This window comes from Endozoicomonas sp. (assembly GCF_051008435.1).
Lineage (GTDB): Bacteria > Pseudomonadota > Gammaproteobacteria > Pseudomonadales > Endozoicomonadaceae > Endozoicomonas_A.
Genome location: NZ_JBPCXO010000192.1, coordinates 1 through 18098 on the forward strand (window position 1 = coordinate 1; position 18098 = coordinate 18098).

At 46.9% G+C, this 18098-nt stretch carries 10 protein-coding genes; 5 read left to right on the forward strand and 5 right to left on the reverse strand.

Annotation, left to right across the window (positions count from 1 at the left end; translation table 11 throughout):
• Nucleotides 1–32: 32 nt before the first annotated feature.
• The 3 genes from ACR2PX_RS09355 (at nucleotide 33) to ACR2PX_RS09365 (ending at nucleotide 11776) form a co-directional block, all read left to right on the forward strand.
• On the forward strand, nucleotides 33–9734 hold the full coding sequence (locus ACR2PX_RS09355) for a VCBS domain-containing protein (protein WP_433999109.1): 9702 nt from the start codon (nucleotides 33–35) through the stop codon (nucleotides 9732–9734).
• Nucleotides 9735–9810: 76 nt separating this feature from the next.
• Nucleotides 9811–11172 carry a TolC family outer membrane protein gene (locus ACR2PX_RS09360; RefSeq protein WP_433999092.1) on the forward strand — a complete coding sequence of 454 codons (1362 nt, stop codon included), beginning with the start codon at nucleotides 9811–9813 and terminating at the stop codon, nucleotides 11170–11172.
• 139 nt (nucleotides 11173–11311) lie between these two features.
• Nucleotides 11312–11776: a DUF3291 domain-containing protein gene (locus ACR2PX_RS09365; protein ID WP_433999093.1), complete on the forward strand. Its 465-nt coding sequence runs from the start codon at nucleotides 11312–11314 to the stop codon at nucleotides 11774–11776.
• A gap of 41 nt (nucleotides 11777–11817) precedes the next feature.
• Here the strand turns inward: ACR2PX_RS09365 and ACR2PX_RS09370 are convergent, their stop codons facing one another.
• The 3 genes from ACR2PX_RS09370 to ACR2PX_RS09380 all read right to left on the reverse strand — a co-directional run bounded on the left by ACR2PX_RS09370 (nucleotide 11818) and on the right by ACR2PX_RS09380 (nucleotide 15175).
• Entirely contained in the window at nucleotides 11818–12840 is a 1023-nt protein-coding gene (locus ACR2PX_RS09370; RefSeq protein WP_433999094.1) for a protein DA1, read from the reverse strand.
• Between the two features lie 140 nt (nucleotides 12841–12980).
• Nucleotides 12981–14093: a tyrosine-type recombinase/integrase gene (locus ACR2PX_RS09375; protein WP_433999095.1), complete on the reverse strand. Its 1113-nt coding sequence runs from the start codon at nucleotides 14091–14093 to the stop codon at nucleotides 12981–12983.
• Nucleotides 14090–15175 carry a DNA-binding protein gene (locus tag ACR2PX_RS09380; protein WP_433999096.1) on the reverse strand — a complete coding sequence of 362 codons (1086 nt, stop codon included), beginning with the start codon at nucleotides 15173–15175 and terminating at the stop codon, nucleotides 14090–14092. Before ACR2PX_RS09380 ends, ACR2PX_RS09375 begins: the two co-directional genes overlap by 4 nt.
• A 197-nt stretch (nucleotides 15176–15372) precedes the next feature.
• Between ACR2PX_RS09380 and ACR2PX_RS09385 the strand changes: the two genes are divergently transcribed.
• Nucleotides 15373–15675, forward strand: coding sequence for a high-potential iron-sulfur protein (locus ACR2PX_RS09385; RefSeq protein ID WP_433999097.1), 303 nt, complete (start codon nucleotides 15373–15375; stop codon nucleotides 15673–15675).
• A 423-nt stretch (nucleotides 15676–16098) separates the two neighbouring features.
• Here the strand turns inward: ACR2PX_RS09385 and ACR2PX_RS09390 are convergent, their stop codons facing one another.
• Nucleotides 16099–16428, reverse strand: a complete 330-nt coding sequence (locus ACR2PX_RS09390) for a MarR family winged helix-turn-helix transcriptional regulator (protein WP_433999098.1) — start codon at nucleotides 16426–16428, stop codon at nucleotides 16099–16101.
• A gap of 235 nt (nucleotides 16429–16663) precedes the next feature.
• On the opposite strand from ACR2PX_RS09390, the gene galU reads away from it, so the two are divergent.
• Complete coding sequence (gene galU / locus ACR2PX_RS09395) at nucleotides 16664–17557, forward strand: UTP--glucose-1-phosphate uridylyltransferase GalU (protein ID WP_433999099.1); 894 nt, start codon at nucleotides 16664–16666, stop codon at nucleotides 17555–17557.
• Nucleotides 17558–17670: 113 nt separating this feature from the next.
• On the opposite strand, the gene ACR2PX_RS09400 is transcribed toward galU, so the two are convergent.
• On the reverse strand, nucleotides 17671–17898 hold the full coding sequence (locus ACR2PX_RS09400) for a MarR family winged helix-turn-helix transcriptional regulator (RefSeq protein WP_433999100.1): 228 nt from the start codon (nucleotides 17896–17898) through the stop codon (nucleotides 17671–17673).
• Between the last annotated feature and the right edge of the window lie 200 nt (nucleotides 17899–18098).

Here is an 18098-nt window from a genome sequence, read left to right on the forward strand (position 1 = left end):
GTGAGCTAGATGTCGTTGATCCAGTAAACACCATCGTTACTGTAAACACTGATGGAAGCTACAGTGTTGTTAACCCGGATTTCAATGCTTTAGCCGAAGGTGAAACAGTTACTGTTTCCTTCAATTACACAGCCACCGACGACTCTGGTACGGATTCCGCCGCCAGTGAAGAGAAGACGGTTACGCTGACCATTACCGGCAGTAATGATCAGCCAGTGGTGGAAGATGTCACACTCGCTGATCTGACAGAAGATGGCAGTCTGGTTGTAGACGATGGGCAGGAAGCCGCTCAATTCGAAGGCTCTTTGTCAGTGACTGACGAAGACACTACCGATACTCATACCTTTAGTTTGGTGGCGGAGTCTGTCACTACTGACGATGGTGAGTTAGATGTCGTTGATCCGGTTAACACTGCTGTCACCATCAATGCTGATGGTACTTACAGTATTATCAATCCAGATTTCAATGCTCTGGCTGATGGTGAAACCGTCACAGTTACTTTCCGATATATCGCTACTGATGACTCAGGTACGGATTCCGCCGCCAGTGAAGAAAAGACCGTTACCCTGACCATCACTGGCAGCAATGATCAGCCGGTTGTTCAAAATGTCACACTCGCTGATTTGACAGAAGATGGCAGTCTGATTGCAGATGATGGTCAGGAAGCCGCTCAATTCGAAGGCTCTTTATCTGTCACCGATGAAGATACCACTGATGCTCATACCTTCAGCCTGGTGGCTGAGTCTGTCACTACTGACGATGGTGATTTAGATGTCGTTGATCCTGTCAACACTTCTGTTACCGTCAATGCTGATGGTACCTACAGCGTTATTAATCCAGACTTTAATGCGTTGGCTGATGGTGAAACCGTCACAGTTGCTTTCCGATACATTGCTACTGATGACTCTGGTACAGATTCCGCAGTCAGTGAACAAAAAACCGTTTCTCTGATCATTGCAGGCAGTAATGACAAACCGGTAGCTGTTGATGACCGTCATTCCATGAGTCTGGAAATGGATCTCATTGAACAAGGTTCTAAGAATGGTTCTGCCATCTTCTTTGAAGTTCAGATGGAGCAGGGTGGGGAGCTGAGTTTTGATTGGTTTTACACCGATATAGATCCAGATGATGGTTTTAACGATTTCAGTTTTGTCTCAATCAATGGTAACCAGCAAATGCTGGCCAGTGTTCAGAATGATCAAGGTCAATTTAGTTGGGCAGCCTCTGAGGCAGGCACTTATTTAATAACAATCGGTGTAATGAATGATCGAGACACTTTCTATGACCCCAGTCTTGCAATCAGTCATTTACAGGTAACTTCAGGAAGTATTATTGCCACTGATACTTTAGGTGGCTATCAGGAAACGGTTGAAGGCTTCACACTGTCGCCAAAAAATTCCAGTGTCCAGTCCTCTGCGATTGAAGATTTTCTACAGAATAAACTGATTGAAATTCAGTTTATTTCCGGCAATGTTCTTGATAATGATTCAGATGAAGATCTGACCGACGAATTATCGGTTCAATCCTTTGATGGCCAGTCCATACCCGGAAAAATTACGGGTCTGTATGGTGATCTGACCTGGCAGGCAGAGGGTTCCTACACTTATGAGCTGGACCCCCAGAGATTGGCTTTCAGGGAGTTGGCAGAAGGTGAAAGAGCGGATGAGGTCTTTAGTTATGTAGTCACTGATGGTCTTGAAACCGACTCAGCCAACCTAACCATCACTGTCGAAGGACTGAACGATCCGGCTGTGATTGAAGATGTCTTTAATGGCTTCAGTGGCACTGTAGTAGAAGACGGTGCTCCCGGCTCCATAGCAACCGGCAAACTGTCAGCCACTGACGTTGATAATAATCACAATAATGGTTTCCAGGCTAAAACGATAGCTGGTCTTTATGGCACACTGGTTATGCAAGCCAGTGGTTCCTGGGAATACACGCTGAATAACGATCATCCGGTAGTGGATGCTCTCAACACCAGCAGCCCGGATTTGGAAGATATCATCACGGTTAAGTCCGTGGATGGTACCGAAGCCGAGATAAAAATCACCATTGTCGGCAGTAACGATGCTCCAACAGTCACTGGATCACCGATTGATCTGACCAGTACTGATGAAGATCGCAGTATTGTGATTACCCAACAACAACTGTTGGCAGGATCTGGCGATGTTGACAATGCACTTGATGATTTAAGTGCCACAAACCTGTCTATTTCATCGGTCTCTTCTGGCAGTGGCTCTCTTACTTATAATCCTGCCAACCAAAGCTGGACCTTTAAACCTTCACAAGACTGGAGTGGAGACGTCACCTTTAATTTTGACGTGTCCGATGGAGCGGATTCAACCCCCTCAACGGCTACCCTGACCGTTGACCCTGTCGCTGATATGCCCGTTCTGAATGTCTCCAATGCCAGTGGCCCTGAAGATACGGCGGTAGCCTTGAACATTCAGGCAATGATCAGTGATCAGGATGGCAGTGAGCTATTATCGCCTGTCACAATCAGTAATATCCCACCAGGCTGGCAGTTCATTAATGCCCAGGGAGAACTGGCGGTCTCGGGCGGAATTCTGGTCTTGAATCCCGGTGCTGAAGTTGGGCTGAAAGTACTTCCCCCTCTGAACTATTCAGGCACACACACTTTCACAGTCAGTGTGACCAGTACTGAGCAAAACAGCACTTCATCAGAAGTCGCTGAGAAGCCGCTCGAAGTTGAAATTCTTCCTGTTGCAGAGCCTGCCGATCTGGTGGTACCCGATTCGGTTTCAGGTCATGAAGATACACCAATAGAAGTGCGCGCAGGGATTGATCTCTCCGGAATCATGGTTTCTGTAGGGGATGACGGTGATGCGGATGAGCAGGTAACCAGCCTGATTCTTAAAGGAATGCCTGAAGGCTCTGTGCTTTCAGACGGTCAGCAGACCGTAACCATCAACCCGCCTGTCAGTCAGGTTGATATTCTGAGCTGGAATCTGGCTCAGTTAACGATTCGTCCACCCGAAAACAGTGATCGTGACTTTGAACTTCAGGTCACAGCCGTGACCCGAGATGGTGATTCAGAGGTGACGACGGAGCCACAGAACATCACGGTTAATGTGATTCCTGTGTTGGATGAACCCACCGTTGAAACACTCTATACCAACAACCCTGAACCGACATTGACCGGTGAAGTGGCTTTGGGTGAAAACGAAATCCTGCAGGTCTTGGTCAATGGTCAACTGTTTACTGCTGGGGTGTCTTCTGCGCCTTTGCAAGTGGACAGTGAAGGCCAGTGGACTCTGGATCTGTCAGGCCACCCTTTGCCTGCCGACGGTGTTTATGAAGTTGTGGCAACGGTTCTCAATCCTACTCTTGACCCTAATTTCATTCAGGACACTACCCAGAACGAACTGATCTTTGATACCAAAGCACCCAAAGGTACAGTCGTTTATAACCATAAGACCAATGATTCTACCCCTGAGATTTCAGGCAAGCTGAAAGCGCCTCTGGGAGATGATGAATATCTTAAAGTCACCGTGGATGGTGTGACTTATGCCAATCGTTCGTTCCCGGAACAGGATGAGAGTGTTCAGGTTGTCGAGTTCACGATCGGTGAAGATGATCGAACCTGGCAGTTCTCGATTCCTGACCAGAATTCGATTGATACTTCTGACGAAGAAGGCACTGAATATACTGTTGAAGCGACGGTAGTAGATCGAGCCGGCAACGTTGCAACCCCTGATACAGCGGACTTATTGGTCGATGTGAATCCACCGGAAATTGTTACTGGTAGTCTGATGTTTACAACAGGCGAGAGCATCAACGGTGTTGAAGCTACCAAAACATTTAAAGTGTCGGGAATGACCGATGGGGCTGAGCAGGGACAGAAAGTCCAGATAAAACTTTACCAGGGCGACACAGAGTATAACTATGAGGCATCGGTCAAAGCCGATGGTTCGTTTGTTCTGACACTCTATCCTCAAGCCCCTGAGCACCCCAGCGGGCGTGGCATTGATCTTGACGAGTTTGAAGACGGCTCTATTTTGGTAGAGGCCAGCGTTACTGATAAATCAGGTAATACTTCTCCCACTGAAACCAGTTCAACGGAACTGGATAGAACGCTGTCTGGCACAGAGGTCACCCTTGATTCGATCAGCGATGATTCCGGAGTGGCTGATGATTTCAGAACTCATGATTTTGATGGTCTGACTCTGACGGGTTCTTTGAACCAGGCACTTGCCGACGATGAATCACTGCAGATATCCATGGACAACGGCAGAACCTGGCTCAGCGGAGTTACCGTAGAGGGTCAGGACTGGTCGTTTGCTGAGGCTGAAGGCACCGCTCGTACCGATGGTCAAAAAGTGAATTACTGGCTGAGAGTGGTTGATGAAGCCGGTAATGTTGCACCTCAGTATGAGTATGCCGTTCAGCAGGTCACCTTTGATAGTCATGCCGTCATTACTTCTCTCAGTCTGAATAAATCCGGTGATATCAGCTGGAACGAAGCAGGCAGTGTGGTGAAAGTGAATGGCAGAACTCAAGGCATTGAAAATGGTCAGTCTGTCAGCATCAAAGTGACTGGATTGATTGCCGGTGAAGCGAAAGAGTCTTCATTTACGACCACGGTAGAGAATGGCCGGTTTACAGTTGAACTGGAACCAGCCTTCCTGCGTCAGTTCGACGATGACAGCTCGGTATCCTTTGAAGCAGCAACCAGCGACGTTTCTGACAATCAGGCTGATAAGCAGCACTCCGTTACTTTGGACTTCACAGTGCCTGGTGACACAGATGGAGATCACAAACCAGACAATCTGGGCAAGCCCATTGTTATCCTTCCAGCGGCTGCTGATGGCTACATAAATAACCAGGAAAGCTCTGACTTCAAGGCTCTGGTATCTCTACCTGAAGGGGTGGAAGAAGGAGATAAGGTTCGTCTGACTCTGAAACCGGTGGGTGGTGAGCCTGAACACATCGATTACATCGTTACTGCAGAAGATCTATTAGCAAATCAGGCTGAGATTCCTGTTACAGGAAGCCAACCTGACGGCGATTATAAAATCAGCGCCAGAATCAGTGACGCAGCAGGCAATGTCTCCAAGACCGGGCCAGCCTATCTGTATACTTTGGATACCAAAGCTCCTGTTGCTGAAATGTCCGACCCGGGTCAGGTCGATAGCCAATCATTTACTACTGTCTTCAGTCTTAGTGATGCCAGCTATACCGATGAGAATGACTGGCCTGATCTTCAGCCGGATGATTTTCAGGTACAAAATGGCATGATTGAATCCATTACCGATCTGGGTAATGGCCAGTATGAGCTGAAGATCAAACCTGCTTTTGAAGTGGGTGTGGATCAGGGAAGTATCAGCATTCAGTTGGCAAAGGGCAGCGTTCTGGACAATGCCGGGAATGGTAATGAACTCTTTGAAAAAACCATTGCCTACGATAATGATGACCCTGTCATCTTGCTTGCCAGCGGACTGACCGGCGAAGTCTTTAATACCGACAGTGCCATTCCAAATCTTCAGGCTGCCTTTGATCTGATCGAAAATAATCAGCCAGACGCCTCTTTTACTGCCACGAACATTGATTACACCGATCACTCTGCCCCAACTTTGTCTGAGTTCCTGGGTGATGGGGCAGAAGATCTGACCGGGGATACCACCGCCAATGTTGAAACCATGGCGTTTAAGCTGTCAGGCCAGATCCAGTTAGGAGAAGGGGCTCATAGCTTCCGCATTACATCAGATGACGGTTTTATTCTTCGAATCAATGGCCAGGAAGTGGCCAAGTATGAGGGTCTGCGATCTGCGGCTCCAAGTACAGGCACCTATACCGTTAATGTCGATGAAGGGGGTTATCAGTCCTTTGAACTGATTTATTTTGAGAATGCAGTGGCTGCAGTGCTTAAAGTTGAAGTGGACAGCGGGAATGGTTACCAGGTTCTCGACCAGAGCAGCACACTGAAAAACAGCACTTCATACACCGAAGGAGACGGTGCCGTCGCTCTGGATCAGGGGCTGACACTCAGCGATAGCGACGATGCAGAGTTATCCGGTGCTGAAATCAAAATTCTCAATTTCCAGCAAGGCGAGGATGTACTCAACTTCTCCGCTGCTAATGGCATCAGTATCGAGAGTTATGACGCTCAGACAGGCACATTAAAGCTGACGGGTAAGGTCAGTATCGAAGCTTATGAAACTGCCCTGGCGAATGTGACTTATGAGAACACTTCTGAAGATCCTTTGGCTGGCCAACGGGTACTGTCCATTAAAATCAATGACGGCCATACCTGGAGTGACCCTGTCACAACTTCCCTGAACGTGCATGCTGTGAATGATGCTCCAGAAATGACCGTGGCAAGTTCAGCCCTGGCTTATGTAGAAAACGATGGTTATCAGGTCATCGACAGCAGTCTTTCATTAACAGATGTTGATAATGACAATCTCCACAGTGTGACGATTCGTATTTCAGAGGGATATGAGAACGGACAGGACTGGTTGGAGCTTGATAACAGTCTTTATGACTCTGCAAAAATCTCTGTGAATTGGAGTGGTCAGGGCTTCTTAAAACTGACTGCTAAAGACCCCGTCAATAATCCGGTTTCTGTCAGCGAATTCGAAAGTCTTCTAAGACAAGTCCAGTATCGAAACAACAGTGAAGATCCTTCTGCAGGGCCAAGAACCGTCTCCTGGATTGCAAATGATGGCCAGGATAATAGCCTGCCAGTTGAATCCACCATCAATGTCACTGCTGTCAATGATGCGGCCCGGGTTGATCATGTTCGTAACTGGACCTATGAAGAGAACAGTGACCAGGTTGTTGTCGATAATGCACTGACATTAGTCGATCCGGACAGTGCCAAGATTCATTCTGTGTCCGTTACTATCAGTAAGAATTATGATTCGAATCATGATGCCCTGGGTGTGCTGAGTGAGCAGCCAGGTCTCGACATAAGCTGGGATACTGCGACAGGTAGTCTGAGCATTTCAGTATTAGATCCAGCGGGTCTGGAACGGCAAGCTTTTGAACATGTGTTGGAAACCATCACCTTCACTAGCTCAGGAGATAACCCGTCAACCGCTCAGAGGGAGTTGACCTGGACAGTCGATGATGGTCATGGAGACGGGCAGCCTGTGGTATCAAGAATTTCTATTCGTGCCATGAATGATGCCCCTGAAAACTATTTTAATGATTCTGAACTGTCGTCTGATGCGCTGAATCTAGCCCAATCGCCAATACAGGCCAATGAGGACACAGACCTTCAAATCGATCAGCTCAGTGTTCTGGATGCTGATGCTAACGATGAGGCTATTCGTGTCACCCTTCAGGTAGAACAGGGTCGTCTTACATTAGGCTCTTCTACAGGCTTAAGTTTGAGCGGGCAGGGCACTGACAACCTGACTGTTCAAGGCAGTCAGGATGACATTAATCTGGCCCTGAAAACACTGACCTACCAGGCACTTCCCGACTATAACGGCAGTGATACTCTGGTCATGATCAGTAACGATCGTGGTAATAATGGTCATGGTGGTACCCAGGAAACCCGTTCGGAGATCGCCATTAACGTTGCTGCGGTTAATGACCAGCCTCTACTGGCAAACCGTTCCGGCCTGAACGTTGAAATCTTTGATGCCAGTCCGGCTTCTAGCGGTGCTTTTAATGCTTTATCAGAAGTGCTGACCTTTATGGATGATGAGCAACCTGATGCAACCTTCCTCGCTCATACACTGTCTTTTGATGATGGTAATCCCGATACACTGAGTCAGTTCATTGGCAGCAGTGGCAGCGATCTTTCCGGCTTGGGCGATGAGCCCTTCGAAACCATGGCGCTTCGGTTTACTGGTCAGATCAAACTGGATGCCGGGGACCATAACTTCACCGTACGCTCAGATGATGGCTTCAGCCTGAAGATTAATGATCAAGTGGTCACAGAGTTTAATCGTGACCGAGGTGCGGGCAACAGCAGTGGTCAATTTACAGCGAATTCAAGCGGACTTTACGATATAGAGATTGTCTACTGGGAGAATAGAGGCAGCGCTGTTCTGGAAGTCAGTATGGATGGCCAGATACTCGATGCCAGCCAATTGTTCAGTAACAGCACCTCGGAGCAAACTTATCAGGAAGGGCAGTCAGAACCTACCCAGTTGTTTGAAGGCATGGTGCTATCTGATGTGGATGGATCACTGGAGCGTTTGGTGGTTGAGATAACCGGTGACTACGACTCTCAGGCTGATCAATATCAAACTCAGGTACCTGCAGGCATAAACCGGCAGGACAGTTATGAAAATGGTGTACTGACCATTACTTTCTCTGGAACAGCTTCGGTGGCTGACTACCAGGCGTTGTTAACTTCAATCCGTTATGAAAACACGTCAGAAGATCCTGTAGAAGGGGATCGTGAGATCCGGGTCTGGGCGAATGATGGCGAGTTAGACAGTGATGCGCTGAATACTACGTTGACTGTTACTGCGATGAATGATGACCCCGTAGCTCAGGGATTTGTTATTGATCCGGCTTCAGAGACTGTCGATTTCAGTCAGTACGTTTCAGACCCCGATCACTCCGATGCTCAGTTACAGATCATTATCGAGAAGCTCCCCGAGTATGGGCGGCTGTTTCTTGAGCACAACGGTTCTGAACTCGATGTAACAGACATGGATCGGGGATTGACCACGTACAGCCTCGATTCATTGAATTATGAAGTAGCCGAACTGGACCTGGGCATCGCATCACAGCCTGGACTGCAGGGCTGGGGCGCGCTGAATGTTGAGAAGAATGTGCTCACCAGTCAGCAGGCCGGGGTCGTCATCACAACGTCAACCGAAAATGGCGAGTTTGAACAATACAACCAACCCGGCCATGTAGGCATAGGGCTGGGTATCAAGAACGACGGAATTAAACGTGGCAATGCCATCAATGTGCAGTATTCCGCAGCGATTGCTTTTGCTGTTATCGGTGTAGATGGACTGGGTGGGCACTTTGATGCTGATGCCAACCAGAATGCGGCGGTCAAGATTTCTGTCACTTTTGAAGATGGCAGCGAAGGAACATGGACCTTTAATAAGCCTCAGCTGGGTATTAGTGATGATGATTACAGTGCTTCAATCACCGTAGGGCATGGCAATCAGTATCTGATCAATACAGAAGGCCTGGGTATTGTGGAAATGGACTTCTCGGCATCATCTAACGATACCGGCAGTAACTGGGTGCTTGGCTCCATTGAAAGTCGTGTCAGTGATTCATTCTCTTATAAAACAGTGGATGCCGATGAGGCTGCCAGTACAGTGCAAACAGTCAATATTAAAGGGGGCGCAATATCAGGAACCGATGCAGATGATGTCATTACCGGCACCACAGCTAATGATGTCTTCATAGGTAATGGTGGGGCGGATACTTTTGCGTTCGCCATGAATGATCTTCTTGCAGATAACACTATCCAGACAGACCGCATCCTTGATTTCAAAATTGGCAATACTGGTGCTGATACAGAGGCCGATTATCTCGACCTCAGTGATCTTCTGGTTGCAGAAGACACAACCGATGTTTCCCAGTTTATTGCAGACATTACCGCTGAAGGGCTTTCCGTGTCTGTTGGGCAGGACAGTACTGTGATCGAGTTTAACAGTATTTCTGATCCTGATTTACAAACCTTGCAGATCGTCCTGGATGGGGTCAGTACTGAATGGGGAGTCGATGCTACCGGTGACGAAGTCATCGCACAGCTTGTCAGCAACGGACAGCTGATTGTTTAAAACAGAATTACATCACAAATACTCTTATTGAACGAATAGCAACAATAAAAAGAATGGCAATAAAGGGAGAATTCTAATGGCCAAGAGAGTAGTCAAGCATTTAGGGCTAAGCATATTACTGACATCCGGGTACGTTTCAGCTGATACCCTACTGGACAGCGTTAATGAGGCACTTGCCACTAATCCGGAAATTATGGTGAGGACCAGCGCGGCTCAGGCAGTAGGGCATGAAGTGAAACAGGCCAGAGCCGGCTTTTATCCTAAGGTCGATTTGAGTGGTAATGTTGGGTATGAACGAACCCGCAATGGTACAACCATCGGGGCCTATCAAACGGCAATAAACCCTTCTAATCCAGACAGAGATTTGTCGGTAGAAAAGCACGCTGATCGAACAAGACGACAAGCCAGTTTGACCGCCACGCAGATGCTGTGGGATGGACAGTTTACATCCTATGATCTTGAGCGGCAGGAGGCCCGTAGTAAGGCCGCTAATCTGGAAATTTGTTCAATCGTTGAGAGTATCAGTCTCAATGCGATTGAGGCTTATATTGGCGTTATTCGTAATCGTGCGCTGGTTGAAAGTGCAGAAGACAACCTTGCCCAGCATGAAGAAATCGTCAAATTGATCCGTAGAAAAGCAGATATTGGTTTAAGCTCCGACGCTGATCAGGCTCAGGCTGAAGGTCGTCTGGTCCTGGCTAAAGCCAATCACATTACCAGTCAGGCGGCGTTAAGAGATGCGGAAACATTGTACCGGAGAGTGGTTGGCAATTTGCCCGATGTTTTTGAAGCTCCCGGTTCTATCAGTCAACTGCCGACTGATTTGGAAGCAGCCTTAAAAGTAGCGGGCAGCAGTCATCCGATATTACAAATAGCTCGTACCGATGTTGAAGCGGCCCAGGCACAGTACGAAGGCAGTAAAAGTACTTTCAGCCCGACCGTCGAATTGGCACTGGCTGCAAACTGGGGAAAAGACGTCAATGGTGATAAAGGCACGGTTTATGATCATTCAGCCTTGTTGAGATTTAATTTCAATCTCTACAATGGCGGTGCTGACTCTGCCCGAAAGGCGCAAACCAGTCAGTTGATGAACGAAGCCATTGAAGTCAAAAACAGAGTGCACCGCCAAATTGAAGAAGAAGTTCGCCTGGCCTGGGTAGCCGTTAGTTTTGGCCAGGAAAGACTGAACCCTCTTGAAAGCCACGTGAGTCTGTCTAAGGAATCAAGGGATTACTACAAAAAGCAGTTCCAGGTGGGTACACGAACCCTATTGGATATGCTCGACAGTCAAAGAGAGTTTTTTAATGCCTCCAATGCCCTGATTCGTGGCAGTAATGATCTCATGTTCAGTGAGTACCGATTGCTTCAAAGTACTGGATCATTGGCAACAGGGTTGTCTGCCACGCTGCCTGAAGCTGCTAGCCAGTGTCGTTCATGAGGTCGTTCAGAAAATAGTCTAACTCTGTTCTCAAATGAGTCAGGTTTGCGTTGTTCTCGCAGGCCTGACACTCCCTCCCTTGAAATACTCTGGTTTATCTCCATCTCTGTTATAAGCATCATAATAATGAGAGTATCTGATGGATCAGTTTCACTTAGCCCAAGTTAATATTGCTCGTGCCAGAGCTTCGCTTGATTCACCCATTATGAAAGGTTTTGTCGACCAGCTGGACACGATAAATCAGCTGGCTGATCGTTCTGACGGTTTTGTCTGGCGTTTACAGACGGAAGAGGGTGATGACGCAACATCAATACAGGCTTTTGAAGACGAAAATATCATCATCAATCTGTCAGTTTGGAGAGATGTAGAGGCGTTAAAGACGTTTGTCTATTCCGGTGAACATCTTCAATTGCTAAAAAACAAAAAACTCTGGTTTGAAAAAATGGAGGGACCTACCCAGGCTCTTTGGTGGCTACCCATCAATCAGTTACCCACTGTCGAAGATGCTGTTAAGGCTTTAAAGTTTCTACAGCTTTCGGGACCAACAGATCAGTTTTTTACGTTTTCTTCTCCCCGAAATATACCAGAAAAGATAAAGGCCTGAGAGCCAGACCTTAACTTTTAAGCATCAATACTGAAAATAGTTTACTGGTAAAAAAAAGCGGTCCAGCGGGTAGGGAACTTTTTTCGCTCCTTGATGAATTGCAGAAGGGTTTTCAGAGGCATTAGTTTCAGAGAGGCTCGTGCCATCTGAAAACCATGACCGTAAACCGGATCATCGCTGCTTTCTATTGCCATTCTTCGAAACTCCGCGTCTTTGGTGTCCTGATTTTTTAACCAGATATACTCCATCATCACACACATGCCTTCTTCGACTTCCAATGGCAGATCTCGATAGTTGTTATAAAAGAACCAGGCATGAGTCAGTTCATGGATGGCAACCGTTCTAAAGTGTTCTTCCGGTAGATGTTTCTGAATCAAAATGTCGTTGAACTCTCTTGAAATGACCTGACCGTTACCGGCTGTGGTGGTGCTCCACCGGGCCAAACCCAGTATCGGCCTCTCGTTATGAAAGTTATGACGGCTAGCTTCACGAAGTTCATCCCGGTCGCAGAGCGTTAATGGTGTGCTGGATTGATGAAGCTTAAGCCCCACAGATGCCAGGGCTGAGCGCATTTGATCCATCAAACTGTCGCCTTGTTCCTGGGTGATCACCCCCCTGAGATTACAGATGTTGCAGATCACCAGACCGTCAGGAAAAGACATGCCCCCATCGGTTATATTTTTGCAGACAATCCGGCTACAGCTTGAACAGTTGGTATAGTCCTGATGGGTATCACAGAAGGCATTGCCCCAAAAATCCATTAAATAGTGTTCACTGAGGGGCCTGCGACAGACAGCACAAAGAGGGTGATTCTGTTTTTGATAGCAGCCCAGATGCCAGGGCATGCCATCATTTTCTATGAATTTGCCTTTGATGGTTTTGCGACATCCTGGACATTTCAGGCAGCGTGGATGGAACGGGCGACCATTAAACCCAACAAAAGTCTTGTTCAGAAGGGGTTTCTTACAGGTACGGCAGTTAAAACAGTGCAGGTGCCAATGGCTGCCCAATGCTTCCAGGCCATTTCCATGGATTGGTTTTCGACAGCTCTTGCAGAAATTCATGTCCTTCCCTGGCCATGTTGCTCACTCAATAACTTTAGCAGGAGCCCATCTGTATGGACGCTTCCAGGTTTTATATTGTGGTATTTCCATTATAAAAGCCGAGAGTGATTATGCTGCAGCCTTCCCTGGCTGTGACAGGCTCATAGATAATGAGCTTCGGTCATTTTTTTCAGTCTTCTGGCTTCTGTGTGGTAGTACTGGCTGGTTGTATTAATAGAGTCGTGCCCGGCAAAGATGGCCAGATCCTCAATGTCCATTTGTCGGGCAAGATGAGTCAGAGCTGTATGTCGCAAGGCATGGAAAGGCATGGCTGTAAATCTTGATGCCTGCTGGCTGTTTTGTGCACGTAAGGCGCAAAAATCCATGAAGTTTTGCCACCAGAAGCGTAAGCCTCTTGAGGAAAGACCACTCAATTGTCCCTGAACTCTACGGGTTCGTGGGGCGAGGGGGAAGTCATCTCCGAAAAGTCCTTCATAATGAAACCTTTGTCTGAACGCCTTGATTTGCTCAACCAGCTGATGATTAAGCGGAAGTTGGCGGCGCTTACGGCCTTTACCCAAAACACTTAGAAAGTAGCCACCTTCAATATCTGGATGAATGTCATTGCAACTGTGTCCGGTGAGTTCCGATTCACGAAGTCCCAGGCTGTAGCCAAGCGTTATGATATAGCGTGTTCTGGCCGACTCGGATTCAGGTATTTGCTCACTCTGCATCTGAAGATCGAGGCAATTCAATAAATGTTGCCATTCCTCCTCATGGAAGAATCGAATGGTTGTGGTGCCTCTGGCCAGCTTTTCGCCTGAACGAATTAATGAAACGGCAGGATTCCCAAGGGTATAGCGATTTTTCTCCAGAAAAGAAAAGAAAGAGGAGAGGACATCGATTACCTGGTCTGAGCTTTTACCGGGTTTGATCGGCGCCTTAAACAGAATTCTCTCAGGCTGACCTGGTAGAACTCCTTTCTTCAACCAGCGCTCAGGCAGGTTTTGTACATGATGAAGATACATTTGCAGGTGTTTCAGGCGTACATCTTTATAACCCACGCCCATATCCTGATATAACCAGGCACTGAAGCGTAGGATTTCCCGCTCATAACGTCGAAGGGTCTCGCCTGAACGAGCAGCGGCCTTATTTAAAAACAGGGTAAGAATCTCGCTGTCATTGGCTGCCCCTGTCATATCGGTGCTCAGAGCAGGGGATAGACACTGTTGGTCTGGTAGCCGCAGTAGCTCGGAGAGAGCAGGTAAGCTCATGGCCGGTTCTCTTTCTTCTGCTCAATAGTGAGCTTCAGAGCATCGTTGTAACCTTTTAGCCGCTCTACTTCACGCTCCAGAGCTTTTGAGGAATCCAGCTCTTCCTGCAATTCTCGGTTTTTGAGTTCCAGGGCTGTCTGCACCTTCTTTGATTCCTTGACTGCATCCTGATCATGTCTGGCTCTGTGTTCTGTATCGAGTAATTGTCTTACCGTACTGGAGATCGCTTGGGTTGGTTGATTCAGCAGCAGTGCCAGCTCCTTAATGATCTGAACCTGTGGCTCGGCTTCTTTAGCCGCAGCCTTATAGTTGTTTCGATCCTCACAAGCTTCCAGGTGGGCTTTGGACTTAGCTTCTAATCGATATTGAATTTCGTTGTGAGCCTTCTCGACGGCGAGTTCCGATTCTTTTTGCTTTTGCAGTTTTGACTCAATGTCAGCTCTTAACCTGCGTTCACTGTCAACGGTTTTGATCCAGTGATTTATTTGTCCCTGGTATTGGTTGTCGAGCTTTGTTTCCAGGGAGGTGAGGGCTTGCGTGTGCTCTTCTTTGCTGGCAGCAAGGGTTTCCTCCTGCTTCTTATTTTTCTCTACTTCTGCGTTTAACTGTTCTTTGAGTTGAATAGCGATCTTTTCGGAGTCCAACTGTTGCTGGCTTAATGTTTCATTGTTTTCTTTCAGGCTCTCGCTTTCAGATACTAACTGCTCCATCTGTTGTTTCAGAGCGATTCGTTCCTCGGTTAGCTGTTGCACGGCTTGCTGAAGCTCATCGATTTCCTGATTGGCCTGATCTTCAAAGTCACGTTGTGAGGTTGTTGCATCATGTTTCCACTGAATCAGTGAACGCTTCAGCACTCGGACCAGGTCGGCTGGCAGCTCTTCATCCACTTCTTTCTCAGCATCATCCAGAAAACGCCATTCATTGTAATAGGGCAGAACGGTCTGTTTTCCCATTTTGGCAATTCGAGCCAGCTTATCGGCATTAATACGTTCGCCTCTGGCCTGGAGGTCGTCCAGAACTCTGAAAACCAGCTCTCTGCGCTGAATATCCTTCTGATTCTCAGTGTTGACCTTGTTATCCATGATTTCTTACCAAGTAATGAACTATTAATACCAGTATTATAATACTGGTATTAATAGTATCAAGTTTATTCTATTACTACCGGTAACTGAACTTACCGGTAGTAAATAATGGTTTTTTGATTAATCACGTAAGATCTGCTTTTTATTAGATTGCGTAAAAGAGAATGCGGTCGAATGACACTTGATGAGGACTGAAAATGGACAGAAGAAAGTTTATGCAGCTCGGGCTGGCTTGCAGCTTGATACCGCTGGTATCACTGGAATCATCAGCCGCACCGGCGCCTGCGGGTGAAGTACAGGAAGACGAGCCTCAGGCTCAAGCTCTGAATTATGTAAAAAAGGCTTCTGATGCTAAAAACAATTCAAAATACAAGGAAGGCAACAACTGCAAAAACTGTATGTTTTTTGAAGCAAGCAAGAATAATGGCTGTACACTTTTTGCCGGCCGCACAGTAGAGGAGGGGGGATGGTGCGCAGCATGGGCTCCAAAACCAAAGTAATTGAAACCATTTTTAACTAATACGTGACCGGTGTCATCGAGTCAGGATCTACTGTGTTGTAGGAGCCTGGCTCAGCTGATGTGTTTAAATTGCCCTGACTCAGAACTATCGTTCAAAGATTGATATCTTAAAGACCTTGAAGGTCTGGATGGCTAAGAAACCTTTTCCAAGTCGAATTGTCAGAGTTCCAGAGGAATTTAGCGACGGTTAAGTTCGAAGAAACCTAAAGAAACCGTTCTCATCCATTGGGTGCATGAGATAATAGAGCAGTATCTTGAGAGAAAACCTGATGTAGGTACAACAGCTCCATCCGGTGGAACTACCAAAGTCGAGCGCGGGATAAACCGCAATCAGGGCTCAAGCTGAGAAAACCGTACTAGTCACTACAGCAGTTAGCAGCATTCCTGAGCCCAAAGGATGGCTTTATTTAATATAGCGCGCTTTGGTCTTTATTTTTTCAACCAGTTTTTTACCTTTGGGAGTCAGGGTCAGTTTGAAATAACGACCATCGTCCTCATGTTGGGCTTTTTTAATCAGGCCCAGCCCTGGACGGTCATGACGGCCTTCACCCAGACGTTTCACACTGACAGCAATATCGCTGGGAGTGCCGCAGGTCAGTTTTTCGGCATTCACCAGGTCAGTAATGGTTTCACCGGGATTTTCCGCCACTACCAGCAGTATCTGCCATTGAATGATAGTGAGTGGATATTCCTGGAGAAGGTGGGTAAGTTTAATCAGACCTTTTAGTGTCATTATTAATCTACCTTTTAGTTAGGTTATGGGTACGCTGTGAGCTTAAGGCGTCGTATACTTATTTTTCGCCAGCCTCTAGAGCCTACTGCACAACGGGTGCAACAACAGAGGTACCAGAACAAATATTAGACAGTTTTATACTGATCTGGCAAATTTTAAGAGTCAGGTCGTCTATTTTTAATATAAAAGTAACATAGCTGTTACGCTTTGAAACAACTAAGGCCTTTTTTAACCCATGATCAAGAAATGTCTTTTTCCTGCTGCAGGTTACGGTACACGCTTTTTACCCGCGACCAAGTCCATGCCAAAGGAAATGATGCCGATCGTTAATAAGCCCCTGATTGAGTACGGTGTTGACGAAGCTCTGCAGAGTGGTTTACATGAAGTTTGTATCGTTACAGGCCGTGGTAAGCGTGCACTGGACGACCACTTTGATATTAATTATGAACTGGAACACCAGATTCAGGGGACTGCCAAGGAAGAAACCTTATCAGGCATTCGCGGGTTAATGGACGAGTGTACCTTTTCTTATACACGTCAGCGTGAAATGAAAGGGCTGGGTCATGCCATTCTTACCGGCGAAACCCTGATCGGAGATGAACCTTTTGGTGTCGTATTGGCTGATGACCTCTGTATCAACCTGGATGGGGATGGAGTGCTGTCCCAGATGGTTGAACTGTATAAGCAATTCCGTTGCAGTATTGTGGCTATCGAAGAAGTGCCTGCTGAAGAAGCTCATAAATATGGCGTCATCAGCGGTGAAATGATCAAGCCGGGTCTGTATCGTGTTGAGGATATGGTTGAAAAACCGTCTGCAGGCGAAGCGCCCAGTAATATGGCTATTATTGGTCGTTACATCCTGACGCCCGATATCTTCGATATTCTCAGAGAAACGTCTCCAGGCAGGAATGGTGAAATCCAGATAACAGACGCCTTGCGTGAGCAGTGTAAAAAAGGTCTGGTCCTGGCTTACAAATTCAAGGGGGCTCGCTTCGACTGCGGCAGTATTGAAGGCTATATAGAGGCCACCAATTATTGTTACGAGAACATCTATAAAGCAGAGTCCAAGACAGTTCGTGAAATCGAAGTGAATGAAGAGCTTCTGGAGACTTCAGAGGCAGAAGGTTAATAAAGAATCGATTAAAGAGCCGGCAGAGACAGCCGGCTTTTAAATAATAGTTAATTACGCATAATATATATTATGTTAAATCAGCAATATCAGCTTAAGCTGACTTGTAATGGCTATTCCCTGTTCTCTATCTGAATCAGAAACTTTCTTAACAACTGATCCAGCTGCTCACGCTCTTCTTGCGACATACTTGCCAGCAGCTTCTCTTCATTGCTCACATGCTCTGAAACAGCTTTAGAAATTAGCTCAGTACCCTCTAAGGTCAGTTGTACCAGTTTGCTTCTAGCATCATTAGGATTGAGAACCCTCTGAACAAGACCTCTCTTTTCAAGCTGGTTCATTCTATGGATCATTGTGCCTGATGTAATCATGAGAGATGAAAACAGATGAGTTGGAGCAAGACAATAAGGTGTCCCAGCTCTTCTTAGAGTTTAGCCAGTATTATGCTGGTACAAAAATCAGTAGCTGATTAAAAACGGCATTGAAACAGTAATGAACGGGGCATAACCCTTAACTGTAAGAATTATGCCCCAAAGAGAAA

Coding starts and splice junctions, on each gene's coding strand:
- ACR2PX_RS09360 (WP_433999092.1), top strand. CDS start 9,811: ATGGCCAAGAGAGTAGTCAAGCATTTAGGGCTAAGCATATTACTGACA.
- ACR2PX_RS09365 (WP_433999093.1), top strand. CDS start 11,312: ATGGATCAGTTTCACTTAGCCCAAGTTAATATTGCTCGTGCCAGAGCT.
- ACR2PX_RS09370 (WP_433999094.1), bottom strand. CDS start 12,840: ATGAATTTCTGCAAGAGCTGTCGAAAACCAATCCATGGAAATGGCCTG.
- ACR2PX_RS09375 (WP_433999095.1), bottom strand. CDS start 14,093: ATGAGCTTACCTGCTCTCTCCGAGCTACTGCGGCTACCAGACCAACAG.
- ACR2PX_RS09380 (WP_433999096.1), bottom strand. CDS start 15,175: ATGGATAACAAGGTCAACACTGAGAATCAGAAGGATATTCAGCGCAGA.
- ACR2PX_RS09385 (WP_433999097.1), top strand. CDS start 15,373: ATGGACAGAAGAAAGTTTATGCAGCTCGGGCTGGCTTGCAGCTTGATA.
- ACR2PX_RS09390 (WP_433999098.1), bottom strand. CDS start 16,428: ATGACACTAAAAGGTCTGATTAAACTTACCCACCTTCTCCAGGAATAT.
- galU (WP_433999099.1), top strand. CDS start 16,664: ATGATCAAGAAATGTCTTTTTCCTGCTGCAGGTTACGGTACACGCTTT.
- ACR2PX_RS09400 (WP_433999100.1), bottom strand. CDS start 17,898: ATGAACCAGCTTGAAAAGAGAGGTCTTGTTCAGAGGGTTCTCAATCCT.